The sequence below is a fragment of the Achromobacter agilis genome, from assembly GCF_900496965.1.
Classification (GTDB): Bacteria; Pseudomonadota; Gammaproteobacteria; order Burkholderiales; family Burkholderiaceae_B; genus Achromobacter; species Achromobacter agilis.
The window spans coordinates 272,719-286,442 of record NZ_UFQB01000004.1 but is presented as its reverse complement, the minus strand read 5'-3'; the positions used below and the strand labels follow the sequence as shown (position 1 = coordinate 286,442).

Here is a 13,724-nt window from a genome sequence, read left to right as displayed (position 1 = left end):
AACCGCCAACAAGACACCAAGACAACAAGACGCTACACAAGAGAAGACCGGTCCCACTCCACCACGTCGAATACGCAAGGGAATCATCATGCGCAACACTATGTTCTTCAGGAAAACCGCACTGAATGTCCTGCTGGCGGGCGCAGCCGCCATCGGGGCAGGCGCGTCAGCCATGGCGCAGACGCATGGCGGCACGCTCAACGTCATCCTGAATCCCGAGCCGCCCATTCTGATGCTGGGCCTGAACCAGCAGACGCCTACCCAAATCGTCGGCGGCAAAATCTATGAGAGCCTGCTGACCTATGATTTCAAGCTCAATCCCCAGGCCAGCCTGGCCAAGTCGTGGACGGTATCGCCCGACGGCCTGACCTATACCTTCGAGCTGCAGGAAGGCGTGACCTGGCACGACGGCAAGCCGTTCGGCGCCGATGACGTGCTGTTCTCGCTCAAGGAATACCTGCCCGAGGTGCATGCGCGCGCGCGCAACAACCTCAGCCATGTGGCGAGCATCGAGAAGACCGGTCCGCTGACTGTCGTCATCACGCTCAAGGAGCCGTACTCGCCGTTCATCAACGCCTTCGAGGTGTCGTCCGCGCCCATCGTGCCGGCCCACATCTACAAGGGTACGGACTTCCGCAACAACCCGGCCAACCAGACGCCGATCGGCACCGGGCCGTTCAAGTTCAAGGAATGGCAGCGCGGCCGCTTCGTGCTGCTGGAGCGCAACGACAAATACTGGCGTCCCAACCTGCCGTACCTGGACAAGATCTACTTTCAGGTGATTCCGGACGCAAACTCGCGCCTGGTGGCGCTGGAAAGCGGCTCGGTGCAGGTGGCCAGCTTTGGCGACATCGACTTCGCCTTCCTGCCGCAGATCAAGGCCAATCCGCAGTTGGAAGTGACGACCCAGGGCTACGAGTTCACCGGCTCGCACGCCGCGATCGAGCTCAACCATCGCACCAAGCCGCTGGACGATGCGCGTTTCCGCCAGGCCATCCAGTACGCCATCGACCGCAAGTTCATCGCCGAACGCATTTTCTTTGGCGCCGCGCGCCCGGCCACGGGCCCGGTGTCGTCGGTGACGCGCTTCTACGACGACAAGCTGCCGCGCTATGACTACGACCCGAAGAAGGCCATCGCGCTGCTTGACGAAATGGGCCTGAAGCCCGACGCCAACGGCAAGCGCGCCAGCATCAAGCTGCTGGGTCTGCCATACGGCGACACCTGGAATAAGGTGTCCGAGTACGTCAAGAATTCGCTGTCCAAGGTGGGGGTCGCCGTGGTGCTGGAAAGCACCGATGCCGGCAGCTGGGCGCGCCGCTATTCCAACTGGGAGTTCGATTCCGTGGTCGAGTACCTGTACCAGTACTCGGATCCGGCGCTGGGCGTGGATCGCACCTACCGTTCGGACAACATCCACAAGGGCGGCTACGGCACCAACACATCGGGCTATGTGAACAAGGACGTGGACGCCGCGCTGGTCGCCGCCGCGAAGGAAGTCGATCCGCTCAAGCGCCAGCAGCTGTATTCGCAGGCCTACGGCCAGGTGGCCAAGGATGCGCCGACGGCCTGGCTGGTCGAACTGGCTTTCCCCACGATTACCAACAAGAAGGTCAAGAACGTGACGACGTCCGCCATCGGCGTGGCGGAAAGCTTCGCGACGACCTACATCGAGAAGTAAGCGGGGAGAACGGATGATGAGGTGGCTGCGGCCCTTACTTTCCGTGCTGGGCAAATCGGTCACGGTGCTGGTCGCAGTCGCCGTCATCAACTTTGCCCTGGTGCACATGGCGCCCGGCGACCCGGTCAGCGTGCTGGCCGGCGAAGCCGGGTCGTCCGACGCGAAGTTCCTGGAACAGTTGCGCCAGGAGTTCAAGCTCGATCAACCCCTGGTGGTGCAGCTGGGGAGCTATCTGCAATCCATCGCCACGCTGGATCTGGGATACAGCTACCGGCAGCAGCGCCCCGTCTGGGACATGATCGCCGACCGCTTGCCGGCCACACTGGTACTGGCGATTCCGGCCTTTCTCATTGCCCTGCTGGGAGGCATCCTGCTGGGGGCGCTGGCCAGCCGCTACCGGGGCTCGTGGCTGGATTCGGCCATCACCGCGGCGTCGCTGGCGTTCTACGCCACGCCCATTTTCTGGGTCGGCCTGCTGCTGGTGCTGGGATTCTCGGTCAGCCTGGGCTGGCTGCCGGCGTTCGGCTACGAGACCATGGGGTCGTCGCTGACCGGCGTGGCGCGAATGCTGGACATCGCGAAGCATGCCTTATTGCCCATCGTCACCCTGGCGGGCTTCAACCTGGCGGTTTACACGCGCCTGGCGCGCGCCTCCATGAACGAGATCCAGGGCGCCGATTTCGTCAAGACGGCGTGGGCCAAGGGCCTGTCGTCGGGCCGGGTGGTGTGGGTGCACCAACTGCGCAATGCGGTGCTGCCGGTCATCACCCTGGCGGGCATGCAGGCGGGCCAACTGATCGGCGGCTCGGTGCTGGTCGAAACCGTGTTCGCGTGGCCTGGCATCGGCCGGCTGGCCTTCGACGCACTGCAGCAGCGCGACTATCCCGTTCTGCTGGGCGTGTTTTTCTGCACGTCGGTGGTGGTGGTGGCGTTCAACCTGCTCACTGACCTGGTCTACCGCGTCGTCGATCCTCGCATGCAGAGTCAATCATGAAGTCATTGATCAAGCGATATTTCAGCAATGCCGGCGCGGTGGTGGGGCTGGTCTGCCTGACCGCCATCGTGCTGATGGCCCTGGGCGCCCAGTGGCTCTATCCCGTCAACCCCTGGGACGCCACCGAAGCGCCGTTCCTGCATCCGTTCGAGGAGGCCGGCGCCTGGCTCGGGGCGGACTCCATGGGACGCAATATCGCGGCGGGCATCGTGCATGGCGCGCAGGCCTCGCTGCTGGTGGGCGTGGTGGCGACTGTGGTGGCGGTATTCATCGGCATGCTGGTGGGCGTGCCCGCCGGCTACCTGGGAGGGCGCTGGGACGAGCTGCTGATGCGCGTGACCGAGATCTTCCAGACCATCCCCAGCTTTCTGTTCGCCATCGTGCTGGTGGCGATCTTCCAGCCGTCTTTCGGTTCGGTGATTACCGCCGTGGCGCTGGTGAGCTGGCCGCCGATCGCCCGGCTGGTGCGCGCCGAATTCATGCGGGTCAAGTCCAGCGAGTTCGTGGAGGCCGCCACGGTTCAGGGCTATTCGCGCATCCACATCGTGTTTGCCGAGATCCTGCCCAACTGCGTGTCGCCGCTGATCGTGATGGCTTCGCTGATGGTGGCCAACGCCATCCTGCTGGAAAGCGCTATCAGCTTCCTGGGCCTGGGCGATCCCAATCTGATGACCTGGGGCTACATGGTGGGCGCGTCACGCACCTTCTTGCGGCTGGCCTGGTGGATGTGCCTGTTCCCGGGCGTGGCGATCTTCGTCACCGTGCTGGCGGTCAACCTGATGGGAGAGGGGCTCAACGATGCGCTCAATCCCCGTCTCCATCGCAAGGGGTGAGCCGTGACGCCGTTGCTTCAGATTGAAAACCTGTCGATCTCGCTGCCGGCGGGCGGCGACCGCGCGCTGGCGGTGGATGGCGTCAGCCTCGCCCTGAATCCGCGCGAAATCGTGTGCGTGGTGGGCGAGTCCGGGTCGGGCAAGTCCACGCTGGCGCATGCCGTGCTGGGCTTGCTGCCGCGCGGTTTGCGGATCGCCGGCGGCGATATCCGGCTGGGCGAGCTGCAACTGGCCGGCATGCCGCTGGGCGAGCTGCGCAAGGTGCGCGGCAAGCGCATTGCCATGGTGTTCCAGGAGCCGCTCAGCGCGCTCAACCCGTTGATGCGCTGCGGCCGCCAGATTGGCGAGATGCTACGCACGCATGGTATGCGCGACGCCAGCCAGGTGGATACGCGCGTGGGCGAGCTGCTGACCTCGGTCGGCCTGCCGGACCACGCCCGCATCGCCGATTCCTATCCCTACCAACTGTCGGGCGGACAACGCCAGCGCGTCATGATCGCCATGGCCCTGGCGCTGGAGCCCGACATCCTGATCGCCGACGAGCCGACCACGGCGCTGGACGTCACCACGCAGGCGCAGATCCTGGCCCTGATCAAGGACATCCAGCAGCGCAAGGGGCTGGCCGTGCTGTTCATCACGCACGACTTCGGCGTGGTGTCGGAAATCGCCGACCGCATCGTCGTGATGCAGGGCGGCCGCGTGATCGAGTCCGGCCCGGCGCAGCAGGTGCTGCGCGATCCCCGGGAAGCATATACGCAGTCGCTGCTGGCCGCCGTGCCGTCGTTCCGGCCGCCGCCTGCCGGCGAGGTCCAGCCCGACGCCTTGCTCACGGTCAGGAATCTGCGCAAGACGTACCTGCGCAAAGGCAAGTGGTTCGGCCCGGCCCAGCAGTTTCCGGCGGTCAAAGGCGTGTCGTTCGATATCCGGCGCGGCGAGACGGTGGGGCTGGTGGGCGAATCCGGCTCGGGCAAGTCGACCATCGGTCGCATGCTGGCGGGCCTGGTTTCCGTTGACGGCGGCGAGATGCGGCTGCGCGACGCCGATCTGCTGGCGGAAGGCGCGTTCGCGGATCCGGCGCGGCGCCGTTCGGTGCAGATGATCTTTCAGGATCCGTACGGCTCGCTCAACCCGCGTCACACCGTGGCGCGCATCCTGACCGGCGGCATGCGCCGTCATGGCATGTCGGCCAGCGCGGCGATGGGCCGGGCGCGCGAATTGATGCAGCTGGTCAAGCTGGATCCGTCCGCGCTGGACCGCTATCCGCATGAGTTCTCGGGCGGCCAGCGCCAGCGCCTGGGCTTTGCCCGCGCGATCGCCGTGACGCCGGAACTGATCGTGGCGGATGAGCCGGTGTCGGCGCTGGACGTCTCCGTGCAGGACCAGGTGCTGGCCATGCTGCGCCAACTGAAGCGCGAGCTGCATCTTTCCATGCTCTTCATCACGCATGACCTGCGCGTGGCTTCCCAGCTATGCGACCGCGTCATCGTGCTCAAGCATGGCGAGATCGTCGAGCAGGGCCCGACCGCCCAGGTCCTGGAAAGCCCGCAGCACGAGTACACCCGCGAGCTGATCGCCGCGGTGCCCGGAAGAAGCTGGAAATAACCACCCCCACACGCTTTATAGGATCGCGCAGTGAAAGCCTTCATCTCCCCGACCCATGACGTGCCCTGGCCCGGCAACGCCATGATCCGTGGCCTGCTCAAGCAGCACCACGATCGCGCCGAACGCAGCATCGAAATCCTGGCCGCGCTGAAGGATGACCTGCGCCTGGATTGCCAGTTCGTCCCGCGCGCCGCCGAACGCCCCGTCGAATTGTTCGAAGTCCACGCGCCCGACTATCTGCACTATCTGGAAACCGCCTGGGATGAGTGGTCCAAGGCGCCGGAAGCGTCGTTCGAAGTGCGGCCCTACATTACGACGAACCGCTATTTCCCGACGTTGCGCACGCATATCCCGGTGACGCTCGCCGGTAAGTATCTGGGCGACGGCGGCTCGCCGCTGGTCCAGGATGCCTGGAGCAACATGAACGGCAGCGTCGACGCCGCGGTGGCGGCGGCCGACGCGATCATCGCGGGCGAGCGTAGCGCCTATGCGCTGCTGCGGCCGGCCGGCCACCACGCCATGCGAGACCTGGCGATGGGCGGCTGCCACATCGCCAATACGGCGATCGCCGCGCAGCGCCTGGCCAAGCGCTTCGGCCGCGTGGCCGTGCTGGACATCGACGTGCATCATGGCAACGGCACCCAGCAGATCTTCTATGACCGCGACGATGTGCTGACCGTGTCGCTGCACGGCAAGCCCGAAACGCTGTTCCCGTTCATCTGCGGCTATGCCGACGAAACCGGAACGGGCGCGGGCGAGGGCTACAACTGCAACCTGCCCATGGAAGGCGGCACGGCGATCAGCGGCTACCTTGGTCCCTTCGACCATGCACTCGAACGCATCAAGGATTTCGCGCCCGGCATGCTGGTGGTGGCGGCGGGCTTCGATACGTTCCGGCACGATCCGTTCGGCAACCTCGATATCGACACGGCCGACTACGCGCTGCTGGGTGACCGGATCGCCCAGCTTGGCCTGCCGACCCTGTTCGTGCAGGAAGGGGGCTACAAGGTCGATACGCTGCGCGCCAACGTCAATTCGCTGGTCGAAGGCTATCTGAAACGCCAGGGAGCTTAGGCATGACGACTGCTGCATGCGAGGAGGGCGCGGGCCGAGTCGTGCTGATCAGCGGCGCCAGCCGGGGCATCGGGCTGGCCCTGGCGCGGGAACTGCTGGCGCATGGCTGGCGGGTGTCCGCCGGGACGCGCCAGCCCGTGACGGCGTTGGAGGAATATGGGGCGGACCATTGCCATTGGTCGCCCTTCGATGCGCGCGATCCGGCAAGCGAAGCCGCCTGGGTCGCGGCGGCGCACGGACATTTCGGACGCATCGACGCCATCGTGCACAACGCCGGCATCCTGAGCGGCAAGTCCGTGATCGAGGCGAGCGACCAGGATTTCGACGACATCTTCGCCGTCAACGTCAAGTCGCCCATGCGCCTGACGCGGCTGGTGTGGCCGCATTTGCGGGCGGCGCCGGAAGGCAAGGTGCTGGTTATCGCCTCGCTGGCCGGCAAGCGCGTGCGCGCGGCGGAAGGCGGGCTGTATTCCATGAGCAAGGCCGCCGCGCTGATGCTGGCGCATGGCATCCGCCACGCTGGCGAAACGGATCGCATCCGATGCACCGCGATCTGCCCGGGCTTCGTCGCCACCGATATGGCCGACGGCGTGGAGGAGTCCATCAAATCGCAACTGACGCAGCCCCAGGAAGTCGCCAGGATCGCCCGAATGGCGCTGGAGCTGCCCGCCACGGCCAGCGTGGCGGAAATTCCGGTGAGTTGGCGAGTGGAAACGGCGTTCTGAGGCCATTTGCTGTGGTAGCGCCGAGCCTCGGGGGGGCGATGGCGCCTTACTTGATTCCGACGATCTTGATCGTCATGATCGAGATCGCGCCGGGCGGGATGTCGCTGCTGCCCGAGTCGCCATAAATCAGCTTCGCCGGAACGTGGAATTTCGCGGAGCCCCCCAGCCCAAGTTGGGTGACGGCCGCCTGGAACGCCGGCGGCAGGTCCGTGACCTTGCTGGTGGCCTCTTCCCCGGAGGAAAGCACTTCGCCGGAGCCCAGCTTTTCTTCCAGTTGGAAGAGGATTTCGCTTTGGGCGGTCGCCATGGGCGGCTTGCCCTTCTTCAGGATGCGATACACGGTGCCATCCGGCATCTTGACGGCGCCTTTTTCTTTTGCGGCCTCCGCCAGCAGGACCTTGCTCAGCTTTTCATTCCTGGACAGCATGGCGGCATCCAGTTGCTGGTCCACGCTGGCAATCTCGGCGGAAATCTGGTCCTGGGGCAGCTGCATGCTGTTGGCGACCCTGTCGTTGAACCCTTGAGCGAACGCGGGCAGGTCCAGCTTCTTGCCGATGGATAGCAGCTTTCGTGTTTCCTGCGGCGCGCTGTCTCCGTACCAGGCGCCCAGCGCGTAGCTGATGCGGACGTCCTTCGGGGCCGAGCCGTTGATCGTGACGCGCTTGGCCGGGCCAGGGATTCCTTCTTTTGCTTCGCCGGCCTGCTGCCTGGCCATGCGCAGGTCCGCCAGCGCACGTTCCTGTTCCTCCCGCTGCTGCGCCAGGGTCTGGTTTTGCGCGAGCAGTTCGGCGACCTGCTTGTTCAGGCCGGCGATTTCCATCCCGGCGGCATCGGAGCCGTCTTCGGATGCGTCATGGGCGGGGCGGCTGTTGGCCGCTGCCTGCAAGGCGGCCAGTTCGTTTTCCAGCGCGTATTTTTGCGCCAGCGCGTCGTTCAGTTGCTGGGTCAGCTCGTCGATTTGTCCAGCCGATTGCGGCGCCACGGGCGCGGGAGCAGGCGGCGGGATCGCGCGCCGGGAGGATTCGCTTCCGATGATTCTCTCATCCACCAACCTATCCAGCAGGCTGGTTTCGGAAGCGGATGCCTTTCCGCTGGAAAACGCGAGCGCGCAGCACAGCGCGGTGCCTATATGTTTTCTCATAGCTGGCTGTGCAGGCCCTGCGCACGCTGCATCATGTTGGAATAGATGGCGTTGTTGATGCGGAAGCACACCAGGGAAAGCACCCTGTCGATTTCGGTCTGCATGACTTCGGCCGCCTTGCCGTCGATTGCCGAAGCGTTGGATTTGTAGAGATCGTAGTTTTCGTTGATGGCGGCGAGCTGGGCCCTGTAGGTTTCGTAGGCGTCCGGGTTCAATTGCTTCAGCGCGGAAAACTCCTGATAGCACTGCTGGTTCTTGTCGAGGGCATCGTCATTTTTGGAGACGAGGGCGGCGGGGCGGGCGCTGCAGCCTGCCAGGACTAACGCGGCAGACAGAATGGCTGCGCCGGCTGGGAGAAATTTCATGAATGCTGATCCAGGGAAGAATGCGAAACCGCCTGACCAACCGGCGGTGGCCGATCGCGCCGCGGAGAGGCGGCGACGGCAATCGCATCGATTCGAGGGGTATCGAGGTTTTGATCAGCAATAGACCATAGATGCCAGCGCGCTGAATATCGGACTCGTCGGGTTTGTGTTGCGCATGTCGCATTAAGGCCTGGCTTAACCATGGGTAAACGGACGATGAACCACGGCGGGCGCGGGACTATTTATAGTGGGTCCATCGCCAATCCGAGAGAGCACCGCATGCCCAGCCCTGCCGTTACGTCCGTCTATCCGCGCGCCGTGCTGTTCGATCTGCTTACCGCCTTGCTCGATTCCTGGACGGTCTGGAACCGCGCGGCAGGGTCCGAGCCCGCCGGCCGGGCCTGGCGCGCGGAGTACCTGCGCCGCACGTATGGCTGCGGGGCCTACCAGCCCTATGAACAGCTGGTGGAAGCGGCCGCTGCCGCGGTAGGCCTGCCCGCCACGGCGCCGGCCGCGCTGGAGGCCCATTGGGATGAGCTGCCCGTCTGGGACGGCGCGCGCGAGTTGGTGCAGGCGTTGCGTCCGCATTGCCGCCTGGCGGTGGTCACCAATTGCTCGGACCGCCTGGGACGCCGCGCGGCCCGCCTGCTGGGCGTGGACTGGGACGTGGTGGTGACGTCCGAGGAGGCGGGTTATTACAAGCCCGATCCCCGTCCGTACGAACTGGCTCTGGCGCGTCTGGGTGCGAAGCCGTCGCAAGCCGCGTTCATCGCCGGATCCGGCTACGACATGTTCGGCACCAGCAAGGTGGGGCTGCGCACGTACTGGCACAACCGGGTGGCGTTGTCGCTGCCGGACGGCGCGGCGCGGCCGGAACGGGAGTCTTCTCGGCTGGAAGAGGCTCTGCCGTGGCTGGCCGGATTCCATGCCGGCTGACCAGTATTCCCGCCGGCATTACGCCGCGGGCTGAATGCCGGCGCTGTTTTCACATGCCCCTTTCGGAAGTACAAAATGTTGCCGATATCCTCCGCCGCGCTTGCTAGCATGAGCAGGCCGGGATGACCCGGCATACAGACAGGAAGTGGAGGTTGCCATGCGTTCAAGAACAATACTCAACCGTATCGCAATTGTCGCGGCGTCGGGGGCCTTGTTGGCCGGATGCGCCACGCAACAGCAGACCAATACCGCCGTGGGCACGGGTGCCGGCGCGGCGATCGGCGCGGGCATCGGCGCCTTGATCGGCCATGGCAAGGGCGCGGCCATCGGCGCCGGCATCGGCGCGGTGGCGGGCGGGTTGGTCGGGTACAACTGGAAGGTCGTCAAGGAAGACGTGCAGAATTCGGGCGCGTCCTCGCTGGGGATCGACGTGGTTGAAATGCCCGACGGCAGCCTGAAGGTCAACATTCCCAGCGGCGTGTCGTTCGATACCGACAAGGCGCAACTCAAGCCCGCCTTGCTGCCCGTGCTGGACAGCGTCGCGCGTTCGCTCAACCAGCATCCCGAGCTGCGGGCCAAGGTCGTCGGCCATACCGACAGCACCGGCTCGCTGGCGCACAATCAGACGCTTTCGGTCAACCGGGCCAAGAGCGTGACGGACTACCTGGGCAAGCAGGGCGTGGCCGCCGGCCGCCTGTCCGTGGAAGGCCGGGGCCCGAACGATCCGATCGGCGACAATGCGACCGCCGAAGGCCGCGCGCTGAACCGCCGGGTGGAGATCTACCTTTACGCGGTGAAGCAGTAACCCGGGGGCGCTTGCCCTTGTCCCCGTGTTCAAGGCGGCCTGCGCATTGCGCGGCCGTCTTCCGTTTTTCACGGGGCAGTTTTTTTCCGGAGTCCGCCATGAGCATGTTTCCTCCCGCCCGCATCGGCACCGATACCGCGGTGGCCGCCCTGTCCGGCTGGCAGGCGGTGGCGATGCGCGATGCCATCGAGAAGCGCTTCCGCTTCGCCAATTTCAATACCGCGTTCGGCTTCATGGCGCGCGTGGCGATGTTCGCGGAAAAGCTGAACCACCATCCCGAATGGACCAATGTCTACAACCGCGTGGACGTGGTCCTGACCACCCATGACGCGGGCGGCGTGACCGAGCTGGACGTGCGCCTGGCGCAGTTCATGGACGAGGCGGCCGCGCAACTGGGCGCGACCGCGCCGAAGGGCGGGGCCTGACGGCTCAGCCTTCCTCGTGGCCCTCGGCGGCCTGCAGGTGGTCGATCAGGCGGTCCAGAAGACCGCCCAGGACCTGCTGCTCGTCCGCGTTCAGGCAGGAGAAGATCTCTTCGTTGCGCCGGGCGATCAGGCTGATGATGTGCTGGTACTGCGCCACGCCTGCCGGGGTCGGCGCCAGGACCACGCCGCGCCCATCGGATTCGGAATGGTTTTTTTCAACCAGGCCGCGCTCCACCAGCGCCTGCGCCGAGCGGCTGGCCTGCCCCTTGTTCAGGTTGGCCGCGCGCGCCAGGTCATTGACCGACAGCGGGGCGTAGCGGCCGATGGCCGCCAGGCAGCGCGCTTCGCCCAACGGAATGCCGCAATCGGCCAGATAGGCGCGATTCGTATCCCGGTCCGTGATCTTGTTGAGCACGTGCAGGCGATAAGTCAGGAATCGTTCGAGGGCGGGCTGAGTCACGTCGGGCTGGTGGTGGGGGCGGCGGAACAGTTTGCCACAGGGCCGTTGGCCAGGCAGGCCGCCTCGGCCTGGGCCAGCAGCGCGGCGGCTTCTGTTGCGTCCGGCAGCCGGGCGAGCAGCGACAGGCTCAGGATGGACAGGAAGAGCGGCGCCTGCACTTCGCCGACCCGGGAGAGAGCCTGCGCCATGCCGGTATAGGCCTGGTCGAGTTCGTCGTTGTTCATGCTTGGTCTTCCTTGTTGGCGCCCAGGTCGATGGCGGGGTAATAGGGCTTCAGCGCCGCGAGCAGGGCGCCCGCCGTGGGCGCGGTCCAGCGGCCCAGGACGTAGCCGTCCGGGCGTATCAGGTAGACGGTGCCGGCGTCGCCGCCATACCGCTGGCGCAACTGCCCGTGCGTGTCGCGCAGGCTGCCCGCGTCCGTGCCGATGCGCAGCACGCGCAGCGGATGAGGGGCATTGCCGGTAGACGCAGCCAGCGCGTCGAGACCCGCGGCCAGCGCGGCGCCGGGCGATACGGCCAGCGCCACGAAGCCGGCGCCGAAATATTCGCTGAGGTGGCGTGGTGTTTCGCCGTCCTGCAGCAGTGCCTCCGGCGCGGGCTGGCCGGGTGTGGCGGCGCCGGCCTGCGGCGCCCGGTCGTCCAGGTTCAGCGGCGAGGTGTCGTACGAGATGGGGGCTGACTGCCGCGGATTGATGAGCGGCCGCACCGCCTCGTCTACCAGCGCCAGGCGCAGCGCCGCCTCGCGCATCAGGCGAAAGCCGTAGTCGGGCGGGGCCATGAATTCGGTGCTCTTGGCGCCATAGGCCAGGTTCTGCCGGGTGGCATGGACGCGTTCCACGCTGTAGCTGTCCAGCAGGCTGTCGGGCGCCTGGCCTTTCAGCACCCAGGCCAGTTTCCAGGCCAGGTTGCCGGCGTCGTCCAGCCCCGAATTCAAGCCGCGCACGCCGAAGATCGGCACCAGGTGGCCGGCGTCCCCCGCGAACAGGACCCGGCCGTGGCGGTAGCTGTCCAGCGTCAGGCACTTGGCGTTGTAGATCGAGATCCACAGGGGCTTCCAGGGAGCGGTCTCGCCGATCATGTCCAGATGGCTCTGGACGCGCGGCAGCACGTTTTCCGGCTTGACCGCTTCCTCGGGGTCTTCATCGTCGCGGATCTGGTAGTCCACGCGCCAGACGTTGCCGGGCTGGCGGTGCATGAGCAGGGTGGAACCGGGATTGGACGGGGGGTCGAACCAGGCTAGGCGCTCCACCGGGCGCTGGGATTCCTGTTCGATGTCGACGATGACGTAGCGTCCCTCGTATTGCATGCCTTCCAGCTTGAGGCCCATCGCTTCGCGCACGGTGCTGCGGCCGCCGTCGCAGGCGATCAGCCAGTCGGCGCGCACGGTCTGGCGCCGGCCTTCGCTGTCCACCTCGACCGTCACGCCGCCGGCATCGGCGCGCAGGCCCGTCACACGGGCCGACCATTGCAGCGAGGCCAGTTCCGGATGGCGCTGCATGGCCTGGTGGGCATATTCCTCCACCGCGTACTGCTGAATGTTGATCATCGGCGCATAGCGCTGCAGCGGTTCGTGGGGCATTTCGAAATGCAGCACTTCGCGGTCGCGGTAGTAGCTGCGTCCGCCCGTCCAGGCCAGGCCCGTGGCGGTGAGGGCGCGGTCCGCGCCGACCCAGCCCATGATTTCCTGCGACCGGCGCGAAATGCAAATGGCGCGGCTGCCGCTGCAGTAGTCGTCGTCCGCCTCCAGGGTCAGCGAGGCGATGCCGTATTCGGTGAGCAGGGCGGCCAGCATCAGGCCGACGGGGCCGCCGCCGGCGATGAGGACGGGTACGTGGGAGGGGAGCGTCATGTTGTCTCGTCAGTTTGGTTGTTTACGCAACTATATGCTCAAGTGGTTGTGGGCACAACTATTTCGGCCGGACAAAAAAAACCCGCCGGATCAGGGCGGGTCTCTTGGGGGGGGCTGGCCGGTCAGTTGCGCACGTAATAGATGCGCATCGCGTGCTGCTTCTGCGCGCCGTCCAGGACGCGCAGTACCACGACCTTGGGCGTGAAGCCGTCGGGCAGCTTCAGCTGGCCGATCGCGTAGTCGTAGCGGTCTACGTCTAGGGTGGGGCCCTCGGGCGTGACCGTGGCGGCGCGGCCATTGGAGTACGTGCCTTCGATGGAGAACGTGAGGGTGCCCTTGAACGGCGCGCCCTGGCGGTCTTCGCGCATGACCAGGACCTGGAAGTCCAGCAGGCCCGGCGCGCGCTTGAAGGTGGCGGAACGGATGCCCAGGTTGCCGCCGCGCGGATCGGCGGGCATGGCGTCCTGGAACAGCACCAGTTCCTTGTTCAGGGTTTCGATCTTGCTGCGGGCCTCGGCCAGATCGGAGGTCAGCTTTTCGTGGCCGGACTTGTTGGCGTCGCGCTGTTGCGTGGTTTCCTCGAGCTGGCTTTGCAGGCGCTGGCGTTCGAGGTTGGACGCGCTGAGTTCGGTGTGCAGCTGTTCGGATTGCTCCACGGTCAGGCGTTGCGGGCCGTAGTTGGTCTGGAGGAAGAGCACGCCGCCCGCTCCAAGGGCAATGCCCACCAGCAGCAAGACAAGCCAGCGCGGCATGCGCCGCGTGCGTTGGCCCGGCTGGTATACGGAGGGCTTGAACACGGCCCGTTGCGATCTTCCGAACATCCCCATTCCTAGA

The 13,724-nt window shown here is 65.8% G+C and carries 15 protein-coding genes; 9 read left to right on the top strand and 6 right to left on the bottom strand.

Features of this window, described 5'->3' with window-relative positions; translation table 11 throughout:
- The first annotated feature begins 88 nt into the window (after nt 1-88).
- Genes AGI3411_RS07150 through AGI3411_RS07125 form a run of 6 tightly spaced genes read left to right on the top strand, consistent with a single transcriptional unit; the run spans nt 89 to nt 6,909 of the window.
- A complete protein-coding gene (locus tag AGI3411_RS07150; RefSeq protein WP_129526695.1) occupies nt 89-1,681 on the top strand; it encodes an ABC transporter substrate-binding protein in 1,593 nt (530 codons plus the stop codon).
- Nucleotides 1,682-1,697: 16 nt separating this feature from the next.
- A complete protein-coding gene (locus tag AGI3411_RS07145) occupies nt 1,698-2,675 on the top strand; it encodes an ABC transporter permease (RefSeq protein ID WP_425265321.1) in 978 nt (325 codons plus the stop codon).
- Nucleotides 2,672-3,508 (top strand): ABC transporter permease, encoded by an 837-nt coding sequence (locus AGI3411_RS07140; RefSeq protein ID WP_129526693.1) that lies wholly within the window; start codon nt 2,672-2,674, stop codon nt 3,506-3,508. Before AGI3411_RS07145 ends, AGI3411_RS07140 begins: the two co-directional genes overlap by 4 nt.
- Before the next feature lie 3 nt (nt 3,509-3,511).
- Nucleotides 3,512-5,110: an ABC transporter ATP-binding protein gene (locus AGI3411_RS07135; protein WP_129526692.1), complete on the top strand. Its 1,599-nt coding sequence runs from the start codon at nt 3,512-3,514 to the stop codon at nt 5,108-5,110.
- A 30-nt stretch (nt 5,111-5,140) separates the two neighbouring features.
- Nucleotides 5,141-6,184: a histone deacetylase family protein gene (locus AGI3411_RS07130; RefSeq protein WP_129526691.1), complete on the top strand. Its 1,044-nt coding sequence runs from the start codon at nt 5,141-5,143 to the stop codon at nt 6,182-6,184.
- A gap of 2 nt (nt 6,185-6,186) precedes the next feature.
- Nucleotides 6,187-6,909 (top strand): SDR family NAD(P)-dependent oxidoreductase, encoded by a 723-nt coding sequence (locus AGI3411_RS07125; RefSeq protein WP_129526690.1) that lies wholly within the window; start codon nt 6,187-6,189, stop codon nt 6,907-6,909.
- A 46-nt stretch (nt 6,910-6,955) separates the two neighbouring features.
- Here the strand turns inward: AGI3411_RS07125 and AGI3411_RS07120 are convergent, their stop codons facing one another.
- Nucleotides 6,956-7,957: an FKBP-type peptidyl-prolyl cis-trans isomerase N-terminal domain-containing protein gene (locus AGI3411_RS07120; protein ID WP_165359087.1), complete on the bottom strand. Its 1,002-nt coding sequence runs from the start codon at nt 7,955-7,957 to the stop codon at nt 6,956-6,958.
- An 89-nt stretch (nt 7,958-8,046) separates the two neighbouring features.
- Complete coding sequence (locus AGI3411_RS07115) at nt 8,047-8,415, bottom strand: hypothetical protein (RefSeq protein ID WP_129526688.1); 369 nt, start codon at nt 8,413-8,415, stop codon at nt 8,047-8,049.
- Nucleotides 8,416-8,694: 279 nt separating this feature from the next.
- Here AGI3411_RS07115 and AGI3411_RS07110 point away from each other — a divergent pair, with 279 nt between their 5' ends.
- The 3 genes from AGI3411_RS07110 to AGI3411_RS07100 all read left to right on the top strand — a co-directional run bounded on the left by AGI3411_RS07110 (nt 8,695) and on the right by AGI3411_RS07100 (nt 10,581).
- Nucleotides 8,695-9,351: an HAD family hydrolase gene (locus AGI3411_RS07110; protein ID WP_129526687.1), complete on the top strand. Its 657-nt coding sequence runs from the start codon at nt 8,695-8,697 to the stop codon at nt 9,349-9,351.
- Between the two features lie 157 nt (nt 9,352-9,508).
- Nucleotides 9,509-10,156 carry a YiaD family glycine zipper/OmpA-like lipoprotein gene (locus AGI3411_RS07105; protein ID WP_129526686.1) on the top strand — a complete coding sequence of 216 codons (648 nt, stop codon included), beginning with the start codon at nt 9,509-9,511 and terminating at the stop codon, nt 10,154-10,156.
- Nucleotides 10,157-10,254: 98 nt separating this feature from the next.
- Nucleotides 10,255-10,581 (top strand): 4a-hydroxytetrahydrobiopterin dehydratase, encoded by a 327-nt coding sequence (locus AGI3411_RS07100; protein WP_129526685.1) that lies wholly within the window; start codon nt 10,255-10,257, stop codon nt 10,579-10,581.
- Between the two features lie 4 nt (nt 10,582-10,585).
- On the opposite strand, the gene AGI3411_RS07095 is transcribed toward AGI3411_RS07100, so the two are convergent.
- The 4 genes from AGI3411_RS07095 to AGI3411_RS07080 form a co-directional block, all read right to left on the bottom strand.
- Nucleotides 10,586-11,041, bottom strand: coding sequence for a MarR family winged helix-turn-helix transcriptional regulator (locus AGI3411_RS07095; RefSeq protein ID WP_129526684.1), 456 nt, complete (start codon nt 11,039-11,041; stop codon nt 10,586-10,588).
- Nucleotides 11,038-11,265 carry a hypothetical protein gene (locus AGI3411_RS07090; protein WP_129526683.1) on the bottom strand — a complete coding sequence of 76 codons (228 nt, stop codon included), beginning with the start codon at nt 11,263-11,265 and terminating at the stop codon, nt 11,038-11,040. Before AGI3411_RS07090 ends, AGI3411_RS07095 begins: the two co-directional genes overlap by 4 nt.
- Nucleotides 11,262-12,890, bottom strand: coding sequence for an FAD-dependent oxidoreductase (locus AGI3411_RS07085; RefSeq protein ID WP_129526682.1), 1,629 nt, complete (start codon nt 12,888-12,890; stop codon nt 11,262-11,264). The genes AGI3411_RS07090 and AGI3411_RS07085 overlap by 4 nt, the downstream gene beginning before the upstream one ends.
- 122 nt (nt 12,891-13,012) lie before the next feature.
- Nucleotides 13,013-13,711, bottom strand: coding sequence for a DUF6776 family protein (locus tag AGI3411_RS07080; RefSeq protein ID WP_129526681.1), 699 nt, complete (start codon nt 13,709-13,711; stop codon nt 13,013-13,015).
- Between the last annotated feature and the right edge of the window lie 13 nt (nt 13,712-13,724).